Source organism: Fluviicola sp., from assembly GCF_039596395.1.
GTDB lineage: Bacteria > Bacteroidota > Bacteroidia > Flavobacteriales_D > Crocinitomicaceae > Fluviicola.
The window spans coordinates 112910-138635 of record NZ_JBCNJT010000001.1 but is presented as its reverse complement, the minus strand read 5'-3'; the positions used below and the strand labels follow the sequence as shown (position 1 = coordinate 138635).

Sequence of the window (25726 nt, the reverse complement as noted above, 5' to 3'; positions counted from 1 at the left end):
AAAAAATAAAACACTAATAATCAATGCGTTATTATTAAATCTGTTCACATCTTTGTGAAGAAGTGAATTTGAAAATTCAGGATTTTTTTCAGAAAATCTCAAAGCTTTAGATACGCTTCATAACTAACCGGACTTGACCATTGAATTCCCTGAACTTCCGATTCAAAAATCCCATACAGAGTAGACCCGGACCCAGTCATGGACGCATAAACCGCGCCATGTGCATAAAGATCCTGTTTAATTTTCGCCAGTTCCGGGTATTTCAAAAAAACGGATTTCTCAAAATCATTTTCCAGGCGGTCTTTCCAGGTATGAATCGGTTTCGAAAGGATTTCTCTCAAAGGTGTCCGGTCCGGATTCGGAATTACTCCTTCATACGCTTCCTTTGTCGACACGTGAATTCCCAGATTTACCAATACCACAAAATAATTTTTCAGGTTCAGGTCCAAAGGTTCCAACACTTCTCCCCTTCCGGTTGCGAACTGGATTCCTCCATCGATAAAAAAAGCGCAATCCGAACCGATTGTGGCAGCCATTTCTTTCAACACTTCATTCGGAATACCGGGCAAATATCTGTCACGCATCATTTTTAGAGCAAATGCAGCATCGGAAGAACCACCACCCAAACCACCTCCCATCGGAATGAGTTTATGCAAATGAAAAGAGAGTTTCGGAAACGATTTGTACTTCCGGAATACAGCTTCAGCATTCAGAACCAAATTCCCCGATCCGGGAATTTCCAGTCCGGATGTGATAAAAGCAGGCTCTTCACTTTCAACAAACTCCAGGATATCGTAGAGAGGAAGTTCCAACATGGCAGTTTCCACATCGTGGTAGCCGTCATCGCGTCTTCCCAGGATGTGTAAACCCAGATTTATTTTGCATGTTGGAAAATTAATCATGACGTAAAATTAATAGATGCGAACTATTTTCGTAAATTTCGCCCCTCAAAATAGCAATTATGTCCACATATTTAGATTTTGAAGAACCTTTAAAGGCTTTAGAAGAACAAATTGAACAAACGCGTGAGATCGGCAACAGCACAGGTGTCGATATGACCGATAAGATCCATGATCTGGAAGAGGCACTCACCAAAAAAACGAAAGAAATATTCAGTAAGTTGACTCCCTGGCAGCGCGTTCAGTTGTCACGTCATCCCGACAGACCTTATACATTGGCTTATATCAATGCTATTACCGGTTTTTCCTTCCAGGAATTGCACGGTGACAGAACGGTGAAGGACGACAAGGCAATGATCGGAGGTTTTGGTTTGCTTGACGGAAGAACGGTCATGTTTATCGGTCAGCAAAAAGGGATTAACACGAAAATGCGCCAGTACCGTAATTTCGGGATGCCGAATCCGGAAGGATACCGCAAGGCTTTACGCCTGATGAAAATGGCGGAGAAATTCAATAAGCCGATCGTAACGTTCATCGACACTCCGGGAGCTTTCCCAGGACTGGAAGCAGAAGAAAGAGGACAAGGTGAAGCAATTGCACGCAACATTTATGAAATGATGCAATTGAAAGTTCCGGTAATTTGTATCATCATCGGTGAAGGTGCATCCGGTGGAGCTTTGGGAATCGGTGTCGGAGATAAAGTAGTGATGTTGGAAAACACCTGGTACTCCGTTATTTCTCCGGAATCTTGTTCTTCCATCTTGTGGAGATCATGGGATTTCAAGGAAAAAGCTGCTGAAGCATTGAAACTGACCAGTTCGGATATGAAGCGCCTGAAACTGGTTGACGACGTAATCGAAGAACCGCTTGCAGGAGCTCACAGAGACCAGGAAGCAAGTTTTGAAAACGTGAAGAATAAAATCATTGAATACTTAAAAGAACTGGACGAAAAAACGCCGGAACAACGGATCGAAGAACGCATTGAGAAATTCAACTCAATGGGTGTTTGGAACGGATAACACAGAGGAATTTATGAAAAATAAGTAGGGGCGGAAAATTTTCCGCCCCTACTTATTTTATTCCCATCGGTTTACTGTCTGCTCATTATTCAGATCGATGACCAACGTCACCCGAACCGCTTTTCTCACATTCAACGATTTCTCAAAGACCGCATCCAGCGAATAATTGTTGATGATCTTGTGATCCTGCCACACTCCTTTCACAAAAGACTGGTTCACGATCCGGACCCGGTGCTGTCCTTTGGGAATGTTGATTGTAAAATTCCCCCCGGTACTTTCCACCGATTGAACAGAGGAACCATATTCCATATCATCCACGAAAACCAGCATGCGGGAAGGATGATCGTATCCTTTTTCAACATTGATAAATTTCCAGTCGACGGTCATCGGATAATGTTTTCCTTTGAAAACAGGATTTTTCTTCGATAGTTTATTGCCATCCGGACCAAAACGAACTATGGAACACTCCGAATTGTTCAGGTTAAATTCGATCAACACTTTGGAAACTTCTTTGGCGTTCACTTCGAATTCACATATCGCATTGATACTGAACCCGTTTTCGAAAGTATGCTCCACCCACCGGCCTTTGTAGTAAGCCTCGTTTACCAACCTGATGCGATGAACCGTTTTTGAAAGCTTTAAAGAATAAGTACCGCCGCTACTTTGACGACAGGAATCGGAAGCAGGTAAATCAACTCCGTCAACGGTGACTTTACTTCTGTTCGGATGGTCGTATCCGGGCTCTATTCCCTTAAATTTCCATTCCAGGACCACCCATTGACTTCCTGAACAGGCATTCAGGAAAAGCAATACAAATACGCAAGTCAGAAAGTTTTTCAAACTCTTATCAGTTTCAGTATTACAAACTTAGTAATTAAACCGGACTCTCAAAAAAGGATTTTTTTTATTTTAGGATTCCTAGTTTGTTCCCTGTTTCCTATCAACAAAGTAGAGTAATTTTAAAAAAGCATTCCAACCATCCGCTCAATTCTGTATTAAAAACGTAGTTATTTATCAGGGTAAATATTATCTTGGCGACCAAAGAAAAAGACTAAAATGATTCAAAGGCTATTATTTATTGGGGCAGCATGCTGTTTTTCACATTTTTCTATTGCACAGGAAACCGACTCGACGGAAGCGGTAGAAACCGAAACTTCAGTCGATGACAACCTCGTAGAACAAACATTTCAGTCGACACGCATTGTAAGCGGTCATTCCGTGGAATGCTTGCGAAAAGGAGTCCTGGAATTTCGTGTGGAACACCGTTTCGGGGATCTGGCAGGTTCAAACGGCGGTGTGCAAAACTGGTTCGGATTTGATAATTCGAGTGATATCCGCCTGGGATTCGAATACGGAATTACCAATAATTTGATGATTGGTGTAGGACGAAGCAAAGGAACAGGAACACCTTACCGCTCATTGCTCGACGGATTCGGAAAATACCGCATTTTGCAGCAAAAGAAAAAAGGAATGCCGATCTCTCTGGCAGTAACAGGAAGCATGTTCTACACATATATGAAGGCACTTCCGGATATTTATGCGGTTGCTCATTTCCCGAAACAGGAATACCGTTTTTCCTACTCCGCTCAATTGAACATTGCCCGCAAGTTTGGTAATTTGGTAAGTTTGGCCGTTATGCCAACAATGGTTCACCGGAATTATGTAGCGGCAGATGATCAGAATACGCTGTTCGCATTGGGTGGGGCCATGCGCTGGTCCATCACACAACGTCTGGGAATCATGGTCGAATACTACCAGGTTTTCCAGGATAAAGGTATGCGTAAACAAAACTTCAACAGCCTCGGTTTCGCTGTAGAATGGCTGACTTTCGGGCACAATTTCACCATTTACCTTACAAACGCAAGAGGATTCGGAGAAACTCAATTTATTACCAATACTTACGACAATTGGCTGAAAGGTCAATTTAGGATTGGTTTTTGCATCGGAAGAAAGTTCGAGTTCGGACAGTAAAGAAAGTTCAACAGGTTAAAAACTGTTCAAAAAGTTCAATACTATTTGAACCATTGAACATTTGAACTATTTAAATAAATGATTATGAAAAAATTAGTGTATCCAGCTTTAGCAATCTGCTTATTCGCAGGTTCGGCATTTGTAACCATGACAGCATCGAAAGATTACGTCTTCAAAGAAGGTTTTACGATTGCTTTTAAGAGTAAAGATCCATCCGGTGAATTCAAAAAAGCCAAAGGAACGATCAAATTTGACGAGAATGACTTGGCGAATTCCAAATTCGATCTGACCATCGATGTGAATTCCATCAATACCGGAAACTCGATGCAGAACAAAAAGGCTCAAACTTCCGAGTGGTTCGAAGCCGACAAGTATCCGACCATCAAATTTGTTTCTTCCAAAGTGGAAAGAGCCGGAGACGGGTATTCCATTACCGGAAAACTAACAATGAAAGGTATTACCAAGGAGAAAAAGATTCCTGCTGCGGTTTCCAAATCCGGGAATGATTTGACATTTAGCGGGAAATTTACCGTTAACCGCATTGATTACGGTGTAGGGCACAAAAGCGATGCCGTTCCGGACATCATGAATATTTCCTACTCCATTCCGGTAACTGAAAAGTAATACGATGTTCAAACGCTTCTTCTTCCTGGCAGTCATTGCAGGCCTGTTTGCTTCGTTGATATCCTGGATCTATTCTTCCGTTTATAAGAATATGATCGCAGATTTCACAGAAGTAAGCGGTTACTGGCACCTGCTCTGTTTTTCCGCAATGATTACTCTTGGAATCAGTATTCTGGGAGCTGTCATTTATGCGCTGGTCAAAAACAAATCCGCAGCATCCTTTACCTGCAATTTCATCTTGTCGGGATTTTCCGTTTCGCTGGTATTCTATGTCTTTACCATGAATGATCCCGAGTTTAAGAATGAAGACTCCATGGCAATGATCGATTATTTCAAAGGTTATCTGATTCCGTTTGTGTTCATTCCGGCACTTTCATGGATGACCTTTAAACCTTTATTTATTAAATAAATGAAAAAAACAGTTTCTATTTTCCTGGCATTTGGCAGCATGGCCGTTTTGGCATTATTTCTTCCGAGCGCATGTACGAAGGCAAAAGCACCTGTACCTCTTCCCGAGGTAACTTGCAGCAGTACCATTTCGTTCAGCGCACAAATCGCTCCGATGATTGATGCAAACTGCGCTTCATGCCATGGAGCCGGGGCGGGAACTTCACCAACGCTCTCCAACCACGCGGAAATCTCGGCAAATGCGGAAGCGATGATTCAGGCCATGCGCGGAACGCCGGAATTAATGCCGCAGGGAGGACCGGCACTTCCGGATTCATTGATCCAGCAATTTCAATGCTGGATGGAGCAGGGAAAATTACAGAATTAGATAGTCCGGCTCCGGAAATTCAAAACTTATCGCGGCAATTTCATAACAGTAAACTGTACGCATCGAATTACATTTGGAGCAAACGAAAAACTACTTCCAATAAAAAATGATTATGACTAAAAATTACGTATACATCGGATTAGTAGCAGCATCAGGCTTACTATTGAGTTTCTCCGGGAACCAATCCGCTCAAACGGTTAAAAATTTCAGTAAAGATTTCCATTCGTTCAACCAGGCAGGAAGCCCGGGCGGAAGAACAGGTGCTCCCGGTGACGGTGTATGTACGCAATGCCATTCGGGAACAGTACAAAGCGGCTCCGGATTCAATAACGTGACTTTATCGCTTGGCGGAAACCCGGTAACGGAATATGAAACAAGTACTACATACCAGGTTCAGGTCAGCATGGCCACTACCAATATCAAAAACGGATTCGAAATCGTGGCTTTGAACCCGAACAATACGGTTGCAGGTACTTGGACGATTACAGATGCTACGCATACGAAAACGATTACATCCGGAGGAAAATCGCGCGTTACACACAAACTGGCAGGAACCAGTTTAACCAGCTGGACGTTTAACTGGACTTCACCGGCTACCAATGTTGGAAACGTGACCTTCTATCTGGCAACGAACCAAACAAACAACAGCAGCAGCGATGACGGAGATGTTATCCGCACTTCACAGCACGTATTCGGTTCACAAGCAGGAATCAAGGAGGTTTCAGCCAACCTGGAAACACAGATCGGTTACCAGGCTGCTACGAATTCATTGAATATCCACTTGAACAGCAAAATAGACGGATCTGTTTTCGTAAATGTAGTAGACCTGAGCGGAAAATCTGTTTTCACTGAAAAACTGGGAAATGTAAGCGCAGGAGAAAGCGCGCTTTCCGTAAGACTGGACAATGAATTGAACAGCGGAATTTACATGGTGAATGTTTCGGTTGATAACAACATGACCATGAAAAAGGTTTTCATTTCAAAATAAGCAGTATGTGCGCGATTAATCGCACACATACTGCTGTATAAAATATGGTAGGGACGCGAAGCATCGCGTCCCTACCTGTTTTTACCCGATTCTTCTTTGCACCAATTCCTCCACCCGTTCATAAAACTGCGAAGGAGTACTTGTTCTCCATTCGATATCTTCCAGGTCGCCTCCCATTACAAAATAATGATCCACGCGTGCTCTTTCAAATTCATGGATCACATGATCGTGGAAATTGACCAATGCAATCCACCCATCCTCTACTTCATCGAACCATTCTTCGTAATAACAATCGTCTGAGTAATGGAAATTCAACACGTTTTCCCCGATCAGGATGAATTTATTGATTCCATGAGGCATCATTTCTTCTATCACATTGCGTTTTAAAGTCATGATGTCATTTTCTATCGCATCGTTCCATTCCCCGATAAATTCCATGATCGCATACCCTTCTTCATAATCCACAAATAGGATTTTGGCGAAAAGCGTTCTCGAACCGATATTGTCCCATTGCGGATGAATCAGGAAATTGTAGATCCGGTCCGTAAATTCAAATTCACTGTACTCCCTGTCGTAAAACGGGGAAAGTGAATCCTCGGAAGCGATGTATAAGTGTCTCCAATTAAAATATGGTTCTATAAAATGCACGAAATCAACTCTTTAAGTTTGGAATAAAAATTGTAAAAATGAACTTCGAAATTAAAAAGAAAGTCTACATTTGAGTGTTCATTTGAAACAAAAATTTACCAATGAAAAAACATAATAAATCACTATTATTCAGCATCTTAACGATCAGCGGAATTTTATTCTTCAGCTCCTGTTCTTCCGATTCTTCGGAACGCGATGCCGCCGAAGCAACTTCAGCAATGATTGAAGGTAATGAAAAAATCGTTGCATTCGGCCATATCAGTGCTATGAATATTTTGAATAATGCCGATTACAAAAGCATTCCGAAGGTAAATACGATCCTGGGAAGCGTGCTTGGGAACTGGAAAAGAGGATTGGAAATTGACAAACCGATTTACTACGCCCTGGAAGCACCGTTTGCACATGACGGAACGCCGGAAACCGTTTACGCAGTGATCAATATCAAAAATCCCGACAGCCTGGCTTCAATCATCAGTGAAATGGGCTATGCATTGGACAAGGACGGAGACATTTCTTACCACCAGGAAGATGATGTCACTTTCGGGATCCGTAACAAATTGCTGATCATCATCAGCAAGCCCGGAGATTATGACGGAAAAGCAAAAATGAAGGAAGCATTTACTTTAACGGAAGGAGATCTTTCCGAAGATAAAGCAGCCGACATTATTGCCCAAAAAGGAGACATTGTTTCAGGAATCGATGTTGCCCGTTTATTGCATACATCCAATACGGAACTGGAAAAACTTCCTGCTGACAAGAAAGATCACCTGAACGAATTGGTGGAGGATGCTTACATCAAAACGGTAGCAAACTTTACCAATGGAATGGCGACTGTTGAATCGCAGAATTTGTTTTCTGACGACCTAAAAGACGAATTGTTCTTCAAGGACAACAACGGAACCACTTTGGTGAGTAAATTGGGCGGCGGAAATCCGTGGATGGGTGTTGCCATGAACCTGGATTTGAGAAAAGGAGAAAGTTTCCTAAGCACTTATTTACCAAATGCAAAACAACGCATTATGGCAGATTTTCCGGGAGAAGCAAAGTTGGCATTGATGGCATTGGGTGAAAACCCACTCTCGAAATTGTTTTCCGGCCAGGCCGGGGTAGTTCTAAAAGGAAATCCGAAGCCTGAATGGGGAATGGAACTGGAATACAGCAGTTACCTGGGACTTGGCCCGAAAGGAGATATTCTACGAAAAATCATGGAAGACCAGTTCTCAGTTTTCGGAGAAAAGAAAGGCGATACCTATATCATGGACAATATTCACCTGAAATCGACCCCAAAAGGGATATTCACTTCAAGCGGAAATGAAACGGGCGGGAAGTTAAATCTGCCTTCTTATGCCAAAAACTTCGGAGAAGACAGCTTCTCCCTATTCATCGCATTTGAAAGAATTGATGTGAAGAGCCTGGAATTGGAAGATGCCGCAAAAGTGGTTGAGATCCTTCAGTATGTGACTATTCACGCAGACAGAGATGGTTCCAAAATGGTGATCGCCGCTAAAAAGAAAAATGTAAACATCCTGAAACAAGTGACTGATTTCTACGCGAACCAGATCATGGAAAAAATGGATGCAATGGGTGTGTAAGCAAACGATTATAGCATTGAAAAGGCTGTTCGTTCGGACAGCCTTTTTTATAAAACAAACAAAATATAAACTATTTAAAATCAAACTATTAACTTTAAATCTGTTCGTAACTTTGGGAACACCCGAATTTACAAATTCGCAAACTACCTTTTACCGATTAAGCACCTCCAAAATCAGCTGTTAAATTTCAGAATTATTTTATTTTTTCTTAACCTTTTCTTGTCTCATCCATTCCTTTTTTTCGTACCTTGTATCACCAAATAGAACTCATGAAAGAGCAAAAAGATTGGAACACACTTAATCCTGAAGAAGAGCGCATCATTGTTCGAAAAGGAACAGAATATCCGTTTACAGGTCAATACAATAAATGGGACGAACAGGGCATTTTTGTTTGCCGCCGTTGCGAAGCTCCGTTATATAGAAGTTCAGATAAATTTGATTCCGGATGTGGATGGCCGTCTTTTGATGATGAGATTCCAGGAAGTGTCAAACGAATTCCCGATCCGGACGGAAGACGTGTAGAAATCATCTGTGCGAATTGCGAAGGTCATTTGGGGCACGTATTCACAGGTGAACGGTTCACACCGAAAGATACCCGTCATTGCGTTAATTCCCTGAGTATCCTGTTTAAGAAAGCTTAAGATTTACTCTACGATTGTATTGCAATTGTAGACAGGAACTCCCATGTGTTGTATCATATCATTCAACTGAATATGTGCAGCCAATGCCAGTTGCGAATAATTCTGAGAGCAATTTCCGAAACTTCCGGCACTTGTTACCCACATTTTTTGGATCAATTCCTCACCGGAACTTACCGGCCCGATTGCATTTACAACTGCTTTTACGTTCAGGGCACCCGCATGGTAAACATGCATGGTCAATAAACGGAACCAGATAGACTGCTCATCAACAACCAATCCGGCACCTTCAGCAATCCCTTTCGCGGAAGGAATACAAATACGCTTCAATAATTGAGATGCTGCGTACGCCGAACGCATAAAATCTTTTCGTTCATCCACTGAACGGTTTACCGTTAATCCCATCGAACGCGCAACACCGGGCATCAATTGGAACGGCCCGTATGCCCCAACAGAAGATTTCTGCATTCTTCCCGGACTTTCGATCAATAAAATGGATTGTGCGTACCACGGATCTACGCCATAAGCCTCGAACGCGGAAACTCCTTTCGGTAAACTTTCAAAAACCAGGTCGAAGCGGTAAAAGTCGTTTTTCCCGGTCGTAACATTGATGCGTTCATCGGCAGCCAAACTGTATAGCGTGCGGATACTGTCTTTAAAAATCGTTTTTTGCGCTTCCGTTTGTGCATGCCAGTCCTTGTTCGACATTTTCCCGATAATCTGGCGGGTTGAAGCCACATTGATCAAAACCGAATCCGGTGAAAGGATCATGATCTGCTGCCAGAATCTCGGATGTTGTAATTGATCCCAATGAGCAGCCTCAATACCTGCTGCTCCCATAATGATGTGTTCGGAAGGGCCTTCGGTAACGGCAATCATTTCTTTTTCCCAGGTGGAATTTTGCGAGGAAGCAATAAATGGAATACACGCAAGTATTGCAAGGAGAGTTTTGCGTTTCATTGTTGTTGTGGGCTTTTTGGGTGATGCAAATTAAGAAATTGAAGTCAAAAACACAATAAACAGGTGAAATTTTAACGGTTTAGACGTATTTCGATTCAGTGCAAAACCGCCTTGAAAATCTGCCCTGGATTCTCATTCTCATGCCGCCTTTCCTAAAACCGCTTCAATCCTTCTCCGTTCACATATCCTTTCAGGATGATTTCCATTTCATCAATAGAAACCGGGAACCACGGTTCTTTGGCAATTTTACGGATCGTTAAGCGCTCCTTCACCGAAAGCGTTCCGTCAACAATTAATCCGAACACCAGCAAACGTGCCATGACCTTATTTTCCTCCGGATTCGGGCCAAACAACTCGTCGATCTTTACTTCCCGGTCGTATTTCAAAGATAAATCCGGGAAAACAACCATCATCTCCTTCATAAAAGAATAAAGCGCGAAGTTGTACTGCCGTTTTTGCTGGGCTACGAAATGAAACAATTTATTCAGGTTGTGCTTCACTGTCAGTAGTTTTTCTTCCGAAAACTCCCTCATGAAATCTTTCGTAGCAGCCGTTGCAACGATCCGCATTTGGGCCTCTTTCATTACCTGCCTGCTGCTCCACGCGTTCCAGAAAGCAAAAATAGGAACACCGATCAGGTCGGTAACGATACGTAGTGCGTACCTTCCCAGGAAGCGCCGCACCAGGAATTTCATCAGTACATTGGAAAGTGTTGCCTTCAGTTTTGTACCGATCAGCAGCGCGTAGTAGGAAAATTTGGTCAGACCTACATAAGGATCTATTTCCAGCAGTTGCATGTGTTTGGCAGGCATTTCCAAACCGGCTTCAGTCAGTAATGCCACCTGTTCTTTGTAATCTTCCTGGGAAGCCGACGGATACCGGTAAATTTCGCAAATACGCCGCACCGCATAAATATTCAGCATATTCAGCAGCCAAATCTCGGGGAAGATCATCACCACGGCGTAAATCGTATAATAAAGCTCAAAGTCGAATTGGTAGCCGAAAACATCCAAATGCTGAGCGTCCAGCAAGTTTGTAAAATGGAAAGGGAAAATAACGATCATCACCGCGCAGGCACCGATCACACCGGCGATCAGGTAAATTTTCAGCTGCAGATTTTTCAATTGCTTTTTCTGGGAATCATTCAAGGTATAACCGTGTCTTCCGGTAGTGCGAATAGCAGCTGTTTTTTTACTCAAATACGTATTTCCGAGCCGGAATGCAAGGCTTTTATTTCGCTTCTTCTGAATTTCTTCCATAAGTATTGGCTAAAATTACAAAATAAGTCTTCCATTCTTGCGTAACTTTGCGTGGAAGAAACACATGAAATATATCCGACAGTTTTTTATTTCAATCCTGATCATCCCGGTAAAGATTTACCAGTGGATCATCAGCCCCATTCTTCCGAATGCCTGCAGGTATGATCCTACTTGTTCCGCTTACATGATTGAAGCACTGAAAATCCATGGGCCGGTCAAAGGTTTGTGGCTGGGAACACGAAGAATCAGCCGTTGCCATCCGTGGGGTGGATTTGGTTACGATCCTGTTCCGGAAAAAAGATGTTCCTGCCAAAAAGAAAAAGGGAAGCAGTAACGCCTCCCTCTCTCACTTTATTTCTGAAATTATTATTCCTTGATTACCTTTTTGGCCACACTGAACGTTTTATTGCGAACACGTATAAAATAAATTCCGTTTACCAGGTTTGAAATATCCACGTTTGTTCGGTATTCCTGTTCGAGAACAACTTCCCCGTTCAGGTTTAAAACCTCAACCAACGTGTTGTCAGTTACCATTTCTTCCGCTACAAAAAGGTTAAACTGTCCGTTACCTGGATTCGGGAATACATCCAATTTGATTTCCGGTGCTAATTCATCCGTCCCCAAAGCAATATTGCTTATTTTCAAAATCGTTCCGTTTAGTCCGCAGGTATACCCGGCAGTCTGGCTTGGAAATGCTGCACCAACTTGTCTTGATGAAGAAGTAGACTGAACATTCCAGGTAGCTCCGCCATCTGTAGTTTTCAAAATGGTACTGGTATTTCCGCTAATGCTTCCCCCGGAAATAAAACCGGTTGTGCTGTTCAGAAAATCTACTGATCCCATGTAATTATTCGCCAGGAATTGCGAAGACCAGATAGTTCCTGCATTCACCGTTCTTAAAATTACGCCATCACCGGTCTGGGCATTTCCTCCCACAACAATCCCGTTGTTAGCATCCGTGAAATACATACCTATCAACTGGTAATTGCCTGAGAGTCCTTCAAGCCCGGTAGTTTGCTGAGTCCAGGAACTCCCACCATTGATTGTTTTATAAATCTCTCCATACTCACATCCTACGTATCCGGTGGTTGCACTGGTAAAATAAACTGTTTTAGGATTCGAGCCATTACCTACAGTCAATGTAGTCCACGTAAGTCCGGAATTAACTGACTTGAGGACTTCTCCGTCAACTCCCGAAATATATAACACCGAATTATTAAGAATTACAGAAACAAGGTTCTGCGTTGTTCCGGAAGCAATCGGTGTCCAGGCAGATCCGCCGTTAGAAGTTCTTATAATTAATCCGTTGTATCCTACAGCAACCGCAGTCTGGGCATCAATCATGACCACATCTCTCAGCGCAGTACTTGTTCCCGAATTCTGAGAAACCCAGTTTGTTCCGCCATTAATGGTTTTCACAATTTCTCCGTCATAAGATACGGCCATTCCGATATCATCATTCACAAAATCGATTGAAGAAAGGACACTGCTACTGCTTAATCCGCTGTTTTGCGGAACAAAAGGTTGTGCAGAAACAGTACATGTAAGTAAAAGTCCTGATAAAAAAAGTAACGTTTTATTCATTGAAAATAATTTAAGTGATATTAAAAATCTCCTGACTACAAGTTTGAGACTCAATCCTAAACAAGGGAATATTGCTTAATTGCCAGGAACTGATTCCAAAGATAAAATAAATCCGAAACAACAAAAGACCTCAATTGAGAATCAGCAACTTAATCCGAATTATTCAAAAAAATCTCAAAATTAGTTGACCGATTCATTTATTTTCTTTTACTTTGGATTTCAAAGTTCTTTTATGGAAAATGAAAAATATTTAGCACAGCTTCAGGAGATCCAGTCCATGATGCAAAAATCTTCGAAGTTTTTGTCTTTATCCGGTATTTCCGGAATCCTGGCCGGAACCTATGCGTTGATCGGTGCCGGAATCGTTTATTCCATGAGAGAGCGATTGACTTCCTCCATTCCTTTTGATTCCGCTGAATTCATTACCATCGTAACTACCGCCATACTCGTAATGGTACTTTCACTGGGAACCGGGATTATTTTCTCTGTTCGCAAAGCGCGCAAAAAACAGGAAGTGATCTGGAACCAGGTATCCAGACAGTTTATTATGAGCTTTATGGTCCCGCTAATTACCGGAGGACTATTTGCTGTCATACTGATTACAAAAGGCGCCGTTGGACTTGTTGCACCGGTTACTTTATTGTTTTACGGCCTCGCATTGGTCAGCGCAAGCAGGTATTCATACGAAACCCTGAGAAATTTAGGGTTCATCTTTATCATTCTTGGCTTATTAAATAGCCTTTATATTGGTTATGGTTTGTACTTTTGGATGTTCGGTTTCGGAGTTTGCCACATTTTTTATGGTGCTTACATGTACCTGAAATACGATTACAAGAAATAATGACAAGTATCATATCAGATATCAATAAAACATTCGACCACCGGATCAGGCTGGGAATCATGTCTGTGCTGATGGTGAATGACTCCGTGGACTTTAACCGGCTCAAAGAACTGCTGGAAGTAACCGATGGAAACCTGGCATCGCATATCAAGGCACTTGAAACGTCTGAATACATCCTTATCCGCAAACAATTTATCGGTAAAAAACCCAATACCACCTATGAAGCAACTCTACTTGGAAAACAAACATTTGCCAGGCATTTGGCCGCGCTTGAGCAATTGATTAAAACCAGCAAATAACTATTTTTTTATCTATTTACTTTGAAATTCAAAGTTCTTTTAACTAATTTAAAAATGGAAAATCAATCGGAAACAAACAAACCGGAAACCAGTGAGTTCATGAAGTTTTTAAACGCCCCGTTCGGTCGTTTCATTCTCATCGGAACCATCACCATTATTCTGCTCGCTCCGCTGGCGCGGGTCATCTTCCTGATCCAGGAGCGCAAAGACCGTGCTGATACGATCAAAGAAGAAATTCGCTCCGAATGGGGAAGTGATTTCCTGTATAAAGGATTGGTACTTCGCATTCCTCTAAAAGGCAATAATGCCGGTAAAAAGTATTACTTCTTCTTTCCCGAAACGGAAAAAACCACTCTCAACGTAAATGCCAGTACTAAAAAGCGAGGAATTTACCACTTCCCGGTCTTTCAATCGGCCAACTATACCGATGCGGAATTCATGCCGAACCTCAGCAATCCGAATCTCGATCTTTCAAAAGCGCAAATCGGACTTCTGGCCCTGGCTGAAACCCGGATTTCAAACATGGGGAACATAGAAGTCAACGGGAAAGGACTGCAAATCGAGCAGGAAACCATGGCAGAAACCAGCCCCGACAAATTATTTTACGCTACAGCTCCATTCGCTATTGACAAATCAACCACCCAAATCAACGTCAAAACGAGCTACACAATCAACGGATCCGGGAAAATTATCCTGAAAGGCTTTGCGAAGAAAAGTACCTACAACATGACCTCCAACTGGGAAAATCCATCTTTTTCCGGGACTTCTCTGCCAAACCCGGATGCTTTCGAGGCAACAAAAGGTTTCAAAAGTTCCTGGAGCATGATGAATATTGCCCAGAATACGAAGCTTGGGATCGACCATTCCAAACCTTACGGAAAACTATCCGAAGCATCGGTTGATTTCCTGGAAACCATTGATCAGTATCAATTAAACGAACGGACCGTAAAATATGCCATCCTGGTCATTCTTTTAACATTCACGGTTTTTTACCTCATCGAATTGATCGGAAAAAGGATTATCCATCCTATCCACTACCTGATGGTCGGACTTTCCCTCATTTTATTTTATGTCATCCTGCTATCTTTCTCAGAGCAGTTCGGATTTGCCCGGTCTTACGTGGCAGCAGGCTGTGGAATTTTGGCACTTTTAAGCTGGTATGCTTATTCGGTTCTTCGATCCCTGAAGTTTTCGCTCACCATTTTTGCAGCCATCTTCATTCTGTACAGTTTCCTTTATGTCATTGTAAACCTGGAAACCTACGCTTTAATTGTAGGAAGTTTGGGATTATTTGTGGTGCTTGCTGCGATCATGAGCTTTACCAGACGATTGAAAGTTTGAGTTACAAAAATCCCCGGCTTCGCTATGCGATAACCGGGGACTTCTCTCCTCCACATTTAATCCTCTTGATTTATTTGGTGTAGGTGTATTTACGTGACCGGGTGATGTTGATTCCTAGCGAAACCCCATATGTAGTTCCGTATTTATTCATGCTGGCATAAAAATTCAAGGGTACGTTCAAAGCTCCCGGACGGAAGGTTTTTCCTACCGCAAACAGGAAGTTGGTGGAAAAATAAGTAGCCCCGCGTGTATCCGGCCGCTTGAAATAAGCCATGTGAGTTGCGGAAGTTCCTACGCCCATATCCGACAATTCCTGGAACGTGTGGAAATTCCCGTCATAATCCGTTGTTCCGGAAACCAGGCGCTTCATGGTGAACGACGGTCCCATGGCAATTTCCCAGGCACCTTTACCAAAGCGGACACCATGCATAATAGCCAGTGAAGGTATCGGAGTACCGTGTTCCATTCCTGCAACATTTCCCAAAAACTCAAACAAGCCGCTAAACTTCTCACTACCGGCATATTGTACTTCCAACTGGTAGCCGATATTGAACAGTACGGGTAACGTTCCAACGCCTCCGTCACGTTCATTCCGGGTAAAGAATTCGCCGTTTTCACCTGTTGCCACTGCGAAACCGATCCGTGGCCCTGAATTGTTCATTTTCCCCAGGCCGGTACTTGCCGTTGGTCCGTCTTTGAAGAACAAAGCTTTGTAAACAGACAGGTCCACATCCATTTTGAGCAATTTGTAGATCATAATATCCGTCATACGGTTTAATTCGCGCGGCTGATTTTCGAACTGTTCAATTTCATTTCGATCGATCTCACCGGTTTTTACGTTCACAATCTTCATGGAAATAAGGATCCTGTCACCCAAACCTTCGTAGCTGGCACTCATCGCAAAATCAGCACTCAACTGGTTACCTACTTTTCCCAGGCAATCCTTTCCCATACATTCCTTCATTTTATTGTCGCCCAACTTCTCCGCTACATCATACCGGTCATTTACAACGTACTTCTTGGAGTTCACAAGGCTTTTATAGATGACAGAGCGAAGAATATCTTCATTGGAAGGAATATTCCGGACTTCAATTCCGGCAATGACCATGGATGGCAATTGAGTAGTTTGTGCAAAAGATTCGTATGTATATAATCCCAGGCACATTAGAATTAATTTTTTCATGGTTTTTAATTTTAAGTTTCGGGACAAATTTGCTAGGTATGCATAGGATTAGAAAACGGAATTCCGCATGTTAGTTGTTGACAGTTGCGATTTTCCGTACAGCATTTTTAAATAAAACAGTAGTCAGTATTTTTTGTGCAAAAAATAACGCACCGTTTTACGGTTTGCCATTTGGCAAACATGCCAAGTTGCGCCAGATGTACTCAACAAAAAAGGCCGCTACAAATTGTAACGGCCTTCCTGATTAATCGGATTTTATTATTTCTCCAATACGATCGGAATATGCTGTGTTCCCACATCCGTTAAAATACGAAGCGTGTAAACACCTTTTGCCATATTCTTCAGATCAACGTCTTGTTTGGAAGTCTGCAAATCAGAAACTTCATAAACAACCTGACCCAGTGCATTGTATACTTTCACCGAATTCATATTCACTTCACCGGAAGAAATGGTAAATGCCCCGGATGAAGGGTTCGGGTAAACCGTGATGAAGTTCAGTTCATTCTCAGAAATGGATGCACAACCGTCAACGGTAACTGTAGTCTGAGCAGATCCGGAACATCCGTTTCCATTCGTATAGTTATAAGTTACTGTCGTAGAACCAACTCCTGCCGTTGCCGGGTTAAACTGGTTTCCTGTTACAGCTGTTCCGGAGTAAGTTCCTCCCGCAGGACTTCCCTGTGTCAGGGTGTAAATTCCGTCATTCACACACAACATCGGAACGGAACCGAAGCTTACATTTGGATTCGGGTTAACTGTTACAACAATGCTGTTTGATGCAACCGAAGGACAAGAAGCAACGGTTGTTGTTGCCGTATAAGTTCCTGCTGCATTTACCGTAATGGAAGAACCGCTTGCAGAATTCGACCAGGTTGTAGCCGATCCTGTAGAAGAAGTCAATGTTACGGAACCACCCTGACAGAATGTTGTTGTTCCTCCTGCGCTGATTGTCGGTGCAGCCGGTGCAGCATTCACGGTAATGTAACTGGTCTGATTGGATGAATTCGATCCACCGGCATTGGTAGCAGTCAATGAAACGTTGTAAGTTCCCGCAGTTGCATATGTCACCACCTGGCTTGCAGAAGTAGAACTTGAAGGTGTTCCTCCAGGGAATGACCAGCTGTATGAAGTCGGGTTATTCGTAGAAGTACTTGTGTAAGTAACCGATTGTCCGGCACAAATAGACTGGCTGGTTGAACTGAATGAAGCAACCGGTGTTGTAGGAGTACCGCTAACTCCTGTAATATTGATATTATCAATGTACAGGTTATTTCCGTTTCCTCCGATATTTCTAAATGAAATCCAAACAGAGCTGTTTCCAACATATGGAGTCAGATCAACTGTTTCAGATCTCCACTGGGAAGTTGATGGAGAAAAGGAACTTTGGGTAGCATTTGCCGTTGCCAGTGTTGTATAGGATTTGGAATAAACCGTCGTAAAGGTATTTCCGCAATCTGTGGAAACCAATACTTCCAATCCGTCATAATAAGCAGCACTGTATGGAGCATAAGCTACGTCAAACACTAATTGAGCACTTGAATAAGCTGCAATATCTGCTTTCGGCAAGCGCATTTCATCATTACCAGATGTAATGTTGTAATTGTCGAATTTCAAAGAGTTTCCGGCTGTTGGTGCACGACCTACCGTAGAAGATCTCGTCCAGGTACCTGTAGCTCCATTATCAAGTATGGTCCAACCTGCTGGAGGGAAAGTCGTTGAAACAAATCCTTCACTGATTGGTAAGCTTACTGTTGTTGCCGTAGTCACCGTAATGTAATTTGTCTTTGATTTCGAATAAGTAGCCCCATTCGATGTAGCAGTCACACTCAAACTCGCGTTGTAAGTTCCGATTGTCGGGTAAGTAACCGTTGGACTTGCAGCTGTAGAAGTACTTGGAGTTCCACCCGGGAAAGACCACGAATAAGTTGCAATACCTGTAGTTTGACTTGGAGTATAAGTAACTGTTGTTCCTGTACACATGGTTGTTTGGTTCGCACTGAAATCCAGGGCACAAAGAGATGTTCCCGGTCCGCCACCTACTGCGTTCAAATTCGCAGTTGTCCAGATATTACTTCTTCCGCCGACACTGCTTGTCAGGGAATTTCTCATACGGGTAACCTGGCCTTGTGTAAACATTTTGGAGCAGTAGGAATAATCCATGTAGTTCTCAATGTTGTCGATTACGTTGGTTGTCCAGGAACTGAAGTTATTCGGGTCATTCGTATCGTCACAAGTGTTGATGGTGCTTACGTTATTACAGTTTGTAACCCCGATACACATCGGAGTATCCTGTACGTGATCATCCTGACTGCAGCTTGAAGCATTCCCGGGATTGTTATTGTCTCCCCAGGTATGGGAAAGGTTTAACCAGTGACCGACCTCATGTGTCAAAGCACGGCTTGTAGTTGTTGAACCCGTTCCGATAGAACCACAGTAATCATCCAAAATGAAAATACCGTTGTAATACATATTTGTTGCATTCGCAGTAGAGTTACCGTTCGGGTTGAAGGTATAACCTGCCGCGCCTCCGATATCCTTACACACATAGATGTTCAGGTACTTATTATGCGCCCATACTCCATTGTACACGTTATTTCCTGCAATGATCGCATTTACCTGTGCCTGTCCGTCGGAACCGTCATTAGTCAATGCATTTTGAGTACGTGTAATCCCGGAAAAACAGTTCCCGTTCGGAGCAACCGTAGCGAAAACGAAGTTAATCTCCGCATCGGTAGGCATTCCCTGGAATGGTGTTTGAACCGTATTGGCATCTGAATTTAATCGGCGGTAATCGCGATTTAGAATTGATAAAGCATCTGCTACCTGGGCATCGGAAATATTCTCTGTTCCGCCGTTATGGAGAATGTGAAAAACGACAGGAATGGTATAAATTAACCCGGTAGATTTAACGGTTGAAGTAGACTGACCTTTTGGTTTCGGGTCGATGGTTTCTCTGAATACCGTTGCATAACGCGCCGGATCTTTCAGTAACATTTCCTGCATGCGGTGATGCTGGCTGCATTTTTCAACTTCTTGGGGAGAGGCAAGCTGCTGATTGTTCAATTGGGTAACCTGCGAAAAGGACGTAAATCCACATAGCACGGCTACAGAAAAGACGAGTTTTCTCATAAGCGTAGTTTAATTTAGAATATAGTTTTATAGTTCTGTGTGTGAAATTTAATGAAAAAAATCGTTTCAGAAACCTCATCCTCATCTCAATAACTGAAATTGTGAATATCTTTTCAAGGATTGACGCACCAATTATTTCACAAAAAACGACTCGAAAACCCAAAAATGAAACGGTATGAAAAAACAAAACCCGGACCGCAAACTGGTTGCAATCCGGATTCATCATCAAAATTATTTTAAGCCGAAACTCGCTCTTAACTCAATTTTTCCAAAGCAGTTTTCAGGTTCGAAATCACCCCGTCTACATCTTCCAGCTTACAAGTACCTACCGAAAGGCGGTACCAGTTGGAATCGGTAGAAGAACCGAAAGCATAAAACGGCACAATCGCCACTTTAGCTTCATCCAATATGTATTTCGTAACGTCCTGGGTTGTTTCCAAAACCTTTCCCGATTCCGTTTTCAACCCGTGCAATGCAAACTGCACCGTTAAGTAAATCGCAGCTTCCGGAGCTATTGCATCTACACGGTGTCCGGCAGATTTCAAAGATTGAATTCCGTTGTAAAACCCAACCAGACGCGCATTGATTTCCGACTTGATGTGGTTCAGATATGCATCGTACTGGCTCAATTCGTTCAAATAAGCGGCTGTTGCAACTTGTTCAGCTTTCGGAGCCCAGGCACCCACGTGTGTTAAGATCGATTTGATTTTATTGATCAGGAACTTCGGCCCCATTGTCCAGCCGACACGAACCCCCGTGGCCGCCAATGATTTGGAGATTCCGTCAACGAACAAAGTATATTCACGCATTTCAGGTCGAAGAGAAACCGGGTTGTAATGTTCGATAGAACCATGTGTCAAAGGCCAGTAAATCTGGTCATACATCACGTACAAAGGTTTTACACCGGATAATTCGCGTTTTTTATTTTCAGCCAATACCAAATCACAGATCTGTTCCAGGTCTTCTTTGGAAAATACAGTCCCGGTGGGATTTAACGGGGAACACAAAGCCAGCAAACTTGCTTCAGCAAGGAACGGAGCAATCTCTTCTGCACGTGGCATGAAATTGTTTTCCGGACTCGTCTCGATCAGGATCGGACGTGCATTGTTCAAATAGGTATAATGGTTGTTATTCCACGACGGAACAGGGAAAATAACGGCATCTCCCGGATCGACAACAGCTTTGAAAATGGCATAAATTGCAGGGCGCGCACCGCCTGTAATGACAATTTCATCGGTTGCGTATTCCAAATCACCGCGCTTGCTCAACAATTGAGAAACAGCCTGGCGTAATTCCAGCATTCCGTCAGCAGCCGGATAATTGGTCTGATCGTCAGCATAAGCTTCCTGTATCAATTGCTTTAACTCTGCAGGGATTGGAAAAACTTTCGGATTGAAATCCCCGATCGTTAAATTGTACACCTTCTCTCCCTGCTTGATCTTCTCATTGACCTCTGCGGCCAATTTGATGATCTCGGAACCAATGATGTGTTCCGCCAATTTAGATACGCGGGGAGTTGATAGTTCATTTTTTGTATCCATGACTACTTTAAATTAGTGTTGCAAAAATATACACAAATATTAGCAATCCGGAAATGAAACTTTAAAATTCATTTAAAAACAAAAACCCGGAACACGCATGCCCCGGGTTTTCCTTCATTACTGAAATATCGATTAGTTCTTGATAAACTTATCCTGAACAATCATTCCTTCCGCACGGATCTCAATCACATAAGTCCCTTGTTTCAGCGAAGAAACATTCACTTCATGCTTGTTTTTCAAATTTTCCGACAACACCTGGTGACCAGCCATATCATAGATCACCACGTTGAAATCCGTTGCTTTCGTTTGAATAGTAATCGTTTCTCCTGCAGGGTTAGGCCCGAAACTGATTGCAGAAGCAGTGTTTTCACCTAATCCCAAACTCGGATCAACTACTGTTACTTTTCCTGTCATTACCGAAGAATGCGGATCACAACGGTACATGTAGATTCCCGGCACATTGAAACGCTTTCCGAATGTCCAGGTTGTTCCAACTGTAGGCATTCCGAAAGATTCCGGATTTGCAGGATATGTCGCAGTAGTTCCGTTCAGGTTGTGTGAACCCGATCCATTGTTGACCCATGTAACAGAATCCCCCATGTCAATTGTCAGGTCATTTGGCGACCAGGACATTGACTGTGCATTAATCGTGTAATTTGTTTGCCCGAATGCTACCGGCGCCACACACATCATCATCACTTGCGTAAATTTCTTCATAAGCTTACTGTTTTACTTAAAGGTACGAAGACCTTGTTATTTAATTAATTATTTCTGAAGAAATAATGCACAATGTTAAGAAAGGTTGGAATCCGATTACGAATCGACAATTGCAAATTACGAATCACAACCCGCCGAAGACATTTTTATTCCGACGTTGTTTAAGTATCCAAATGGTTCAAATGGTTCAAATGGTTCAAATGGTTCAAATGGTTCAAACATAATCCAAATAAGAATTGCTCACTTTTTGAACATATTGAACTTCTTGCACATTTTTAAACCTTCTTCACCATTCGGCATTCGCAATTCATCATTCGCAATTAGTTTTATCCGTCCCACATTTGTCCCGACCGTCATATCCAAAGTTTCTCTATTTTTAAAATTCTAAAATCAATTTATGAAGAAACTATTTGCTTGGGTCATGATTGGCGCGATGGTTATGAGCCTTCGCTTGCCAAACCCGCCGGAACAAACTTCCGACACGCCGTTATGGATGCGTTACCCGGTTATTTCCCCCGATGGAAAAACAATTGTATTTACCTATAAAGGAGATATCTACCAGGTTCCGGCAACCGGTGGAACAGCTGTTCCTGTTACATTAAGCGAGGCTTACGACTTTATGCCGGTTTTTTCGCCGGATGGAAAAACCATTTATTTCGCTTCCGACCGTTACGGGAATTTTGATGTGTTCTCCGTCCCTTTGACCGGCGGATCTACCAAAAGACTGACGTTCCATTCCAGCAATGATTATCCTCAATGTGTTTCACCGGATGGAAAACGGATCGTTTTTACCGCATCACGCGTAGATAATGCAGCAATGTCTCAATTCCCTTACGGAGCTTTGGGCGAGATTTATTCTGTTGGAATTGACGGAGGCCGCGAAAAGCAGGAACTTTCGATTACTGCTGAAAATATCAAATGGAATAAGAACGGATCGAAAATGATCTTCCACGACAAAAAAGGATACGAAGATGCGTGGAGAAAACACCACCAATCTTCTGTTACCCGCGACATATGGATGTATGAAAAAAGCGGTGACAAATTCACCAAACTGACCGAATTTGCCGGTGAAGACCGCAATCCGGTTTGGAGCAACGACGAAAGCAGCATTTATTATTTAAGTGAAAAAAGCGGTTCTTACAATGTTTGGAAAATGAATCCGAATGCACCGGCTTCGGCAACACAGGTTTCCAAATTCGATAAAAACCCGGTGCGTTTCCTTTCCATTTCGGAAAACAATACACTTTGCTACGGGTATGACGGAGAAATCTATACCCAAAAGGACGGATCGAATCCGGAAAAAGTAAACATCCGGATCAACACCGAAGACCGCAATGCAGATATTCAGAACAAAGTAGAAACCGGCGGAGCGGGAGAAATTGCTGTTTCATCGAACGGGAAAGAAGTCGTATTCACGAGCCACGGGGATGTTTTTGCAGTTTCCCTGGAAAACGGAGTTACGAAGCAAATTACCAATACTCCGGAAGAAGAACGAAACGTCAGTTTTTCACCGGACGGAAAAGCCATCCTGTATGCTTCCGAACGGAATAAGATCTGGGGAATCTACCAGACAACGATGACACGCAAAGAAGATTCCTATTTCTATGCTTCTACCCTTTTGAAAGAAGAAGCTCTGGTAGTAACCGAAAACGAATCTTTCCAGCCGCAATATTCCCCGGACGGAAAAGAAATTGCTTTCCTGGAAAACAGAACAGGAGTCAGCGTTTACAATATCGCAAGCAAGAAGATCCGCAATGTGCTTCCTGAAACAAAGAACTATTCTTACAGCGACGGCGACCAGACTTTCAACTGGGCTCCGGACAGCAAATACATCCTGGTTTCATTTTTACAGGACGGAAACTGGCACGAACAAATCGGGTTGGTAGATGTTAGCGGAAGCAAACCGATGCTGGAACTGACTCAGAACGGTTTCTCCAATGGCGGACCGAAATTCCAGATGGATGGAAAAGCTGTTCTATGGTTCTCTAACCGAGATGGGATGAAAAATGTGGCCAGTCATGGTTCGCAACAGGATGCTTATGCCCTGTTCCTGGACCAGAATGCTTACGACCTGTTTAAAATGAAAAAGGCAGATTACGAGCTTTGGAAGGAACAAAAAGAGAAAAACGATAAGGACAAAGAGAAATCCAAAGAATCTGCCGTGGCAGACAAAAAAGGAAAAGGTGAAAAAGCCGATACGACGAAGAAAACCGAACCTTTAAAAATCGACATGAACGGATTGATGGATCGCCAGGTTCGTTTGACAGAGCATTCTTCGTTCTTGCAGGACGCATTCCTTGGCCCGAAAGGTGAAAAACTGTACTACCTGACTCCGAACGAAGACGGAACGAATTTATATGTGCGCAACTTCAAGGAGCACGAAACCAAAATACTGATTCCTTTGAAAGCAGGTGGCGTGTGGAGTACTTCCATGGACAAAGAAGGAAAGAACATTTATGCTGTTATCGAAGGAAAACTGACCCGTCTGGACCTTGAAAAAGGAGAACGCAAGGATATTCCGTTCAGAGCGGAACGCACACAGGACAGTTATGCAGAACGCGCTTACTTGTTTGAGCACATGTGGAGACAGGTAAAAACGAAATTCTATGTAACCGATTTACAGGGAACAGACTGGAACTATTACAAAACAACGTATGCGAAATTCCTTCCTCATATCAATAACAACTACGACTTTGCAGAAATGTGCAGTGAGTTGTTGGGCGAATTGAACGCTTCCCACACAGGTTGCCGTTTCTATTCCCGGAAAGAAAATGGCGATGAAACAGCACAGCTCGGAGTAATCTTCGATGAAACGTTCACCGGAACAGGATTGAAAATCGCGGAGGTTTTGGATAAAGGGCCTTTGGTTAGTTCCGAAACAAAAGTAAAAGCAGGTGCCATTATCGAGAAAATCGACGGGGTGGAAATCAAACCTGAATTGAATTACTATCCGTTATTGAACCGCAAATCCGGTAAAACAGTTCTTCTTTCTATTTACGATCCTGCAAGTGGAAAACGCTGGGAAGAAATCATCAAACCAATTTCCGCCGGGGCACAGAACGAATTGCTTTACCAGCGCTGGATCAAGCGCATGCAGGCCATGACTGAAAAATTATCCGGAGGAAAACTGGGTTATATGCACGTACGCGGGATGGACGACAACAGCTACCGCGAGTTCTACAACCAGGTCATGGGGAAATACATCAACAAAGAAGCTTTGATCGTGGACACACGTTTCAACGGCGGAGGCTGGTTGCACGACGACCTGGCAACGTTCCTTTCCGGGAAACAATACATCAATTTTGTACCGCGCGGACAGAAAATCGGGATTGAGCCGGGCTCCAAATGGACTAAACCAAGCTGTGTGATCATGGGTGAAGGAAACTACTCCGATGCGCACATGTTCCCGGTTGTTTACAAAACGTTGAACATCGGGAAACTGGTCGGAATGCCGGTGCCGGGAACAGGAACTGCCGTTTGGTGGGAAAACCTGCAGGACAATTCACTCGTATTCGGAATTCCGCAGGTTGGTGTCATGACCATGGACGGAAAATACTACGAAAACAATCAGTGCGAACCGGATTTCAAAGTGGCAAACGACTACAACACCATGTTGAAAGGCGAAGATGCGCAATTGAAAAAGGCGGTCGATGTACTATTAGGAAAATAACTATTCAAAAAACGTAAGGCCGGAAAATTTTCCGGCTTTACGTTTTTT

At 43.0% G+C, this 25726-nt stretch carries 23 protein-coding genes; 13 read left to right on the top strand and 10 right to left on the bottom strand.

Translation table 11 applies throughout. From position 1 onward, the window contains the following. Window positions 1–98: 98 nt before the first annotated feature. Window positions 99–902: a 4-(cytidine 5'-diphospho)-2-C-methyl-D-erythritol kinase gene (gene ispE / locus ABDW02_RS00555; RefSeq protein ID WP_343631083.1), complete on the bottom strand. Its 804-nt coding sequence runs from the start codon at window positions 900–902 to the stop codon at window positions 99–101. A 59-nt stretch (window positions 903–961) separates the two neighbouring features. Between ispE and ABDW02_RS00550 the strand changes: the two genes are divergently transcribed. Then, window positions 962–1918, top strand: coding sequence for an acetyl-CoA carboxylase carboxyltransferase subunit alpha (locus ABDW02_RS00550; RefSeq protein ID WP_343631081.1), 957 nt, complete (start codon window positions 962–964; stop codon window positions 1916–1918). A gap of 57 nt (window positions 1919–1975) precedes the next feature. On the opposite strand, the gene ABDW02_RS00545 is transcribed toward ABDW02_RS00550, so the two are convergent. Then, window positions 1976–2758, bottom strand: coding sequence for a hypothetical protein (locus ABDW02_RS00545; protein ID WP_343631079.1), 783 nt, complete (start codon window positions 2756–2758; stop codon window positions 1976–1978). 216 nt (window positions 2759–2974) lie between these two features. Here ABDW02_RS00545 and ABDW02_RS00540 point away from each other — a divergent pair, with 216 nt between their 5' ends. The 5 genes from ABDW02_RS00540 (at window position 2975) to ABDW02_RS00520 (ending at window position 6276) form a co-directional block, all read left to right on the top strand. Continuing rightward, window positions 2975–3889, top strand: a complete 915-nt coding sequence (locus tag ABDW02_RS00540; RefSeq protein WP_343631077.1) for a DUF5777 family beta-barrel protein — start codon at window positions 2975–2977, stop codon at window positions 3887–3889. A gap of 84 nt (window positions 3890–3973) precedes the next feature. Next, window positions 3974–4513 (top strand): YceI family protein, encoded by a 540-nt coding sequence (locus tag ABDW02_RS00535; RefSeq protein WP_343631075.1) that lies wholly within the window; start codon window positions 3974–3976, stop codon window positions 4511–4513. A gap of 4 nt (window positions 4514–4517) precedes the next feature. Next, window positions 4518–4922: a hypothetical protein gene (locus tag ABDW02_RS00530; protein ID WP_343631073.1), complete on the top strand. Its 405-nt coding sequence runs from the start codon at window positions 4518–4520 to the stop codon at window positions 4920–4922. Next, window positions 4923–5288: a cytochrome c gene (locus ABDW02_RS00525; RefSeq protein WP_343631071.1), complete on the top strand. Its 366-nt coding sequence runs from the start codon at window positions 4923–4925 to the stop codon at window positions 5286–5288. It begins immediately after the preceding gene. A 112-nt stretch (window positions 5289–5400) separates the two neighbouring features. Further along, entirely contained in the window at window positions 5401–6276 is an 876-nt protein-coding gene (locus ABDW02_RS00520) for a choice-of-anchor V domain-containing protein (RefSeq protein ID WP_343631069.1), read from the top strand. Between the two features lie 81 nt (window positions 6277–6357). Here the strand turns inward: ABDW02_RS00520 and ABDW02_RS00515 are convergent, their stop codons facing one another. Next, entirely contained in the window at window positions 6358–6924 is a 567-nt protein-coding gene (locus ABDW02_RS00515) for a hypothetical protein (RefSeq protein ID WP_343631067.1), read from the bottom strand. Window positions 6925–7025: 101 nt separating this feature from the next. On the opposite strand from ABDW02_RS00515, the gene ABDW02_RS00510 reads away from it, so the two are divergent. Continuing rightward, the gene (locus ABDW02_RS00510) at window positions 7026–8516 is read left to right on the top strand and encodes a hypothetical protein (protein ID WP_343631065.1); all 1491 of its coding nucleotides are present in this window, start codon (window positions 7026–7028) and stop codon (window positions 8514–8516) included. A 269-nt stretch (window positions 8517–8785) separates the two neighbouring features. Then, window positions 8786–9157, top strand: a complete 372-nt coding sequence (locus ABDW02_RS00505; RefSeq protein ID WP_343631063.1) for a methionine-R-sulfoxide reductase — start codon at window positions 8786–8788, stop codon at window positions 9155–9157. A gap of 3 nt (window positions 9158–9160) precedes the next feature. Here ABDW02_RS00505 and ABDW02_RS00500 read toward each other — a convergent pair whose 3' ends face one another. Both ABDW02_RS00500 and ABDW02_RS00495 read right to left on the bottom strand, forming a co-directional pair. After that, the gene (locus tag ABDW02_RS00500; protein WP_343631061.1) at window positions 9161–10114 is read right to left on the bottom strand and encodes a transglycosylase SLT domain-containing protein; all 954 of its coding nucleotides are present in this window, start codon (window positions 10112–10114) and stop codon (window positions 9161–9163) included. A 152-nt stretch (window positions 10115–10266) separates the two neighbouring features. After that, window positions 10267–11373 carry a hypothetical protein gene (locus ABDW02_RS00495; protein WP_343631059.1) on the bottom strand — a complete coding sequence of 369 codons (1107 nt, stop codon included), beginning with the start codon at window positions 11371–11373 and terminating at the stop codon, window positions 10267–10269. Window positions 11374–11437: 64 nt separating this feature from the next. Between ABDW02_RS00495 and yidD the strand changes: the two genes are divergently transcribed. Beyond that, a complete protein-coding gene (yidD, locus tag ABDW02_RS00490) occupies window positions 11438–11707 on the top strand; it encodes a membrane protein insertion efficiency factor YidD (RefSeq protein WP_343631057.1) in 270 nt (89 codons plus the stop codon). Window positions 11708–11739: 32 nt separating this feature from the next. Here yidD and ABDW02_RS00485 read toward each other — a convergent pair whose 3' ends face one another. After that, window positions 11740–12957 (bottom strand): YCF48-related protein, encoded by a 1218-nt coding sequence (locus ABDW02_RS00485; protein WP_343631055.1) that lies wholly within the window; start codon window positions 12955–12957, stop codon window positions 11740–11742. Between the two features lie 232 nt (window positions 12958–13189). Between ABDW02_RS00485 and ABDW02_RS00480 the strand changes: the two genes are divergently transcribed. Genes ABDW02_RS00480 through creD form a run of 3 tightly spaced genes read left to right on the top strand, consistent with a single transcriptional unit; the run spans window position 13190 to window position 15438 of the window. Next, the gene (locus ABDW02_RS00480; protein WP_343631053.1) at window positions 13190–13798 is read left to right on the top strand and encodes a hypothetical protein; all 609 of its coding nucleotides are present in this window, start codon (window positions 13190–13192) and stop codon (window positions 13796–13798) included. Beyond that, a complete protein-coding gene (locus ABDW02_RS00475; RefSeq protein WP_343631051.1) occupies window positions 13798–14097 on the top strand; it encodes a transcriptional regulator in 300 nt (99 codons plus the stop codon). Before ABDW02_RS00480 ends, ABDW02_RS00475 begins: the two co-directional genes overlap by 1 nt. Window positions 14098–14151: 54 nt before the next feature. Continuing rightward, on the top strand, window positions 14152–15438 hold the full coding sequence (creD, locus tag ABDW02_RS00470; RefSeq protein ID WP_343631049.1) for a cell envelope integrity protein CreD: 1287 nt from the start codon (window positions 14152–14154) through the stop codon (window positions 15436–15438). Between the two features lie 70 nt (window positions 15439–15508). Here the strand turns inward: creD and ABDW02_RS00465 are convergent, their stop codons facing one another. The 4 genes from ABDW02_RS00465 to ABDW02_RS00450 all read right to left on the bottom strand — a co-directional run bounded on the left by ABDW02_RS00465 (window position 15509) and on the right by ABDW02_RS00450 (window position 22008). After that, window positions 15509–16621: a hypothetical protein gene (locus ABDW02_RS00465; RefSeq protein ID WP_343631048.1), complete on the bottom strand. Its 1113-nt coding sequence runs from the start codon at window positions 16619–16621 to the stop codon at window positions 15509–15511. Between the two features lie 258 nt (window positions 16622–16879). Beyond that, a complete protein-coding gene (locus ABDW02_RS00460; RefSeq protein ID WP_343631046.1) occupies window positions 16880–19750 on the bottom strand; it encodes a M43 family zinc metalloprotease in 2871 nt (956 codons plus the stop codon). Between the two features lie 254 nt (window positions 19751–20004). After that, window positions 20005–21291, bottom strand: a complete 1287-nt coding sequence (locus ABDW02_RS00455; RefSeq protein ID WP_343631044.1) for an aminotransferase class I/II-fold pyridoxal phosphate-dependent enzyme — start codon at window positions 21289–21291, stop codon at window positions 20005–20007. A 132-nt stretch (window positions 21292–21423) separates the two neighbouring features. After that, window positions 21424–22008: a plastocyanin/azurin family copper-binding protein gene (locus ABDW02_RS00450; RefSeq protein WP_343631042.1), complete on the bottom strand. Its 585-nt coding sequence runs from the start codon at window positions 22006–22008 to the stop codon at window positions 21424–21426. Window positions 22009–22405: 397 nt separating this feature from the next. Here ABDW02_RS00450 and ABDW02_RS00445 point away from each other — a divergent pair, with 397 nt between their 5' ends. Continuing rightward, window positions 22406–25678: a S41 family peptidase gene (locus tag ABDW02_RS00445; protein WP_343631040.1), complete on the top strand. Its 3273-nt coding sequence runs from the start codon at window positions 22406–22408 to the stop codon at window positions 25676–25678. The last annotated feature ends 48 nt before the right edge of the window (window positions 25679–25726 follow it).

Bases quoted from the DNA above. Each gene is read 5' to 3' on its own strand.
- ABDW02_RS00485 (WP_343631055.1), bottom strand. From the start codon at position 12,957: ATGAATAAAACGTTACTTTTTTTATCAGGACTTTTACTTACATGTACT.
- ABDW02_RS00535 (WP_343631075.1), top strand. From the start codon at position 3,974: ATGAAAAAATTAGTGTATCCAGCTTTAGCAATCTGCTTATTCGCAGGT.
- ABDW02_RS00550 (WP_343631081.1), top strand. From the start codon at position 962: ATGTCCACATATTTAGATTTTGAAGAACCTTTAAAGGCTTTAGAAGAA.
- ispE (WP_343631083.1), bottom strand. From the start codon at position 902: ATGATTAATTTTCCAACATGCAAAATAAATCTGGGTTTACACATCCTG.
- creD (WP_343631049.1), top strand. From the start codon at position 14,152: ATGGAAAATCAATCGGAAACAAACAAACCGGAAACCAGTGAGTTCATG.
- ABDW02_RS00505 (WP_343631063.1), top strand. From the start codon at position 8,786: ATGAAAGAGCAAAAAGATTGGAACACACTTAATCCTGAAGAAGAGCGC.
- ABDW02_RS00450 (WP_343631042.1), bottom strand. From the start codon at position 22,008: ATGAAGAAATTTACGCAAGTGATGATGATGTGTGTGGCGCCGGTAGCA.
- ABDW02_RS00500 (WP_343631061.1), bottom strand. From the start codon at position 10,114: ATGAAACGCAAAACTCTCCTTGCAATACTTGCGTGTATTCCATTTATT.
- ABDW02_RS00530 (WP_343631073.1), top strand. From the start codon at position 4,518: ATGTTCAAACGCTTCTTCTTCCTGGCAGTCATTGCAGGCCTGTTTGCT.
- ABDW02_RS00495 (WP_343631059.1), bottom strand. From the start codon at position 11,373: ATGGAAGAAATTCAGAAGAAGCGAAATAAAAGCCTTGCATTCCGGCTC.
- ABDW02_RS00460 (WP_343631046.1), bottom strand. From the start codon at position 19,750: ATGAGAAAACTCGTCTTTTCTGTAGCCGTGCTATGTGGATTTACGTCC.
- ABDW02_RS00475 (WP_343631051.1), top strand. From the start codon at position 13,798: ATGACAAGTATCATATCAGATATCAATAAAACATTCGACCACCGGATC.
- ABDW02_RS00455 (WP_343631044.1), bottom strand. From the start codon at position 21,291: ATGGATACAAAAAATGAACTATCAACTCCCCGCGTATCTAAATTGGCG.
- ABDW02_RS00525 (WP_343631071.1), top strand. From the start codon at position 4,923: ATGAAAAAAACAGTTTCTATTTTCCTGGCATTTGGCAGCATGGCCGTT.
- ABDW02_RS00510 (WP_343631065.1), top strand. From the start codon at position 7,026: ATGAAAAAACATAATAAATCACTATTATTCAGCATCTTAACGATCAGC.
- ABDW02_RS00540 (WP_343631077.1), top strand. From the start codon at position 2,975: ATGATTCAAAGGCTATTATTTATTGGGGCAGCATGCTGTTTTTCACAT.
- ABDW02_RS00480 (WP_343631053.1), top strand. From the start codon at position 13,190: ATGGAAAATGAAAAATATTTAGCACAGCTTCAGGAGATCCAGTCCATG.
- ABDW02_RS00520 (WP_343631069.1), top strand. From the start codon at position 5,401: ATGACTAAAAATTACGTATACATCGGATTAGTAGCAGCATCAGGCTTA.
- yidD (WP_343631057.1), top strand. From the start codon at position 11,438: ATGAAATATATCCGACAGTTTTTTATTTCAATCCTGATCATCCCGGTA.
- ABDW02_RS00445 (WP_343631040.1), top strand. From the start codon at position 22,406: ATGAAGAAACTATTTGCTTGGGTCATGATTGGCGCGATGGTTATGAGC.
- ABDW02_RS00465 (WP_343631048.1), bottom strand. From the start codon at position 16,621: ATGAAAAAATTAATTCTAATGTGCCTGGGATTATATACATACGAATCT.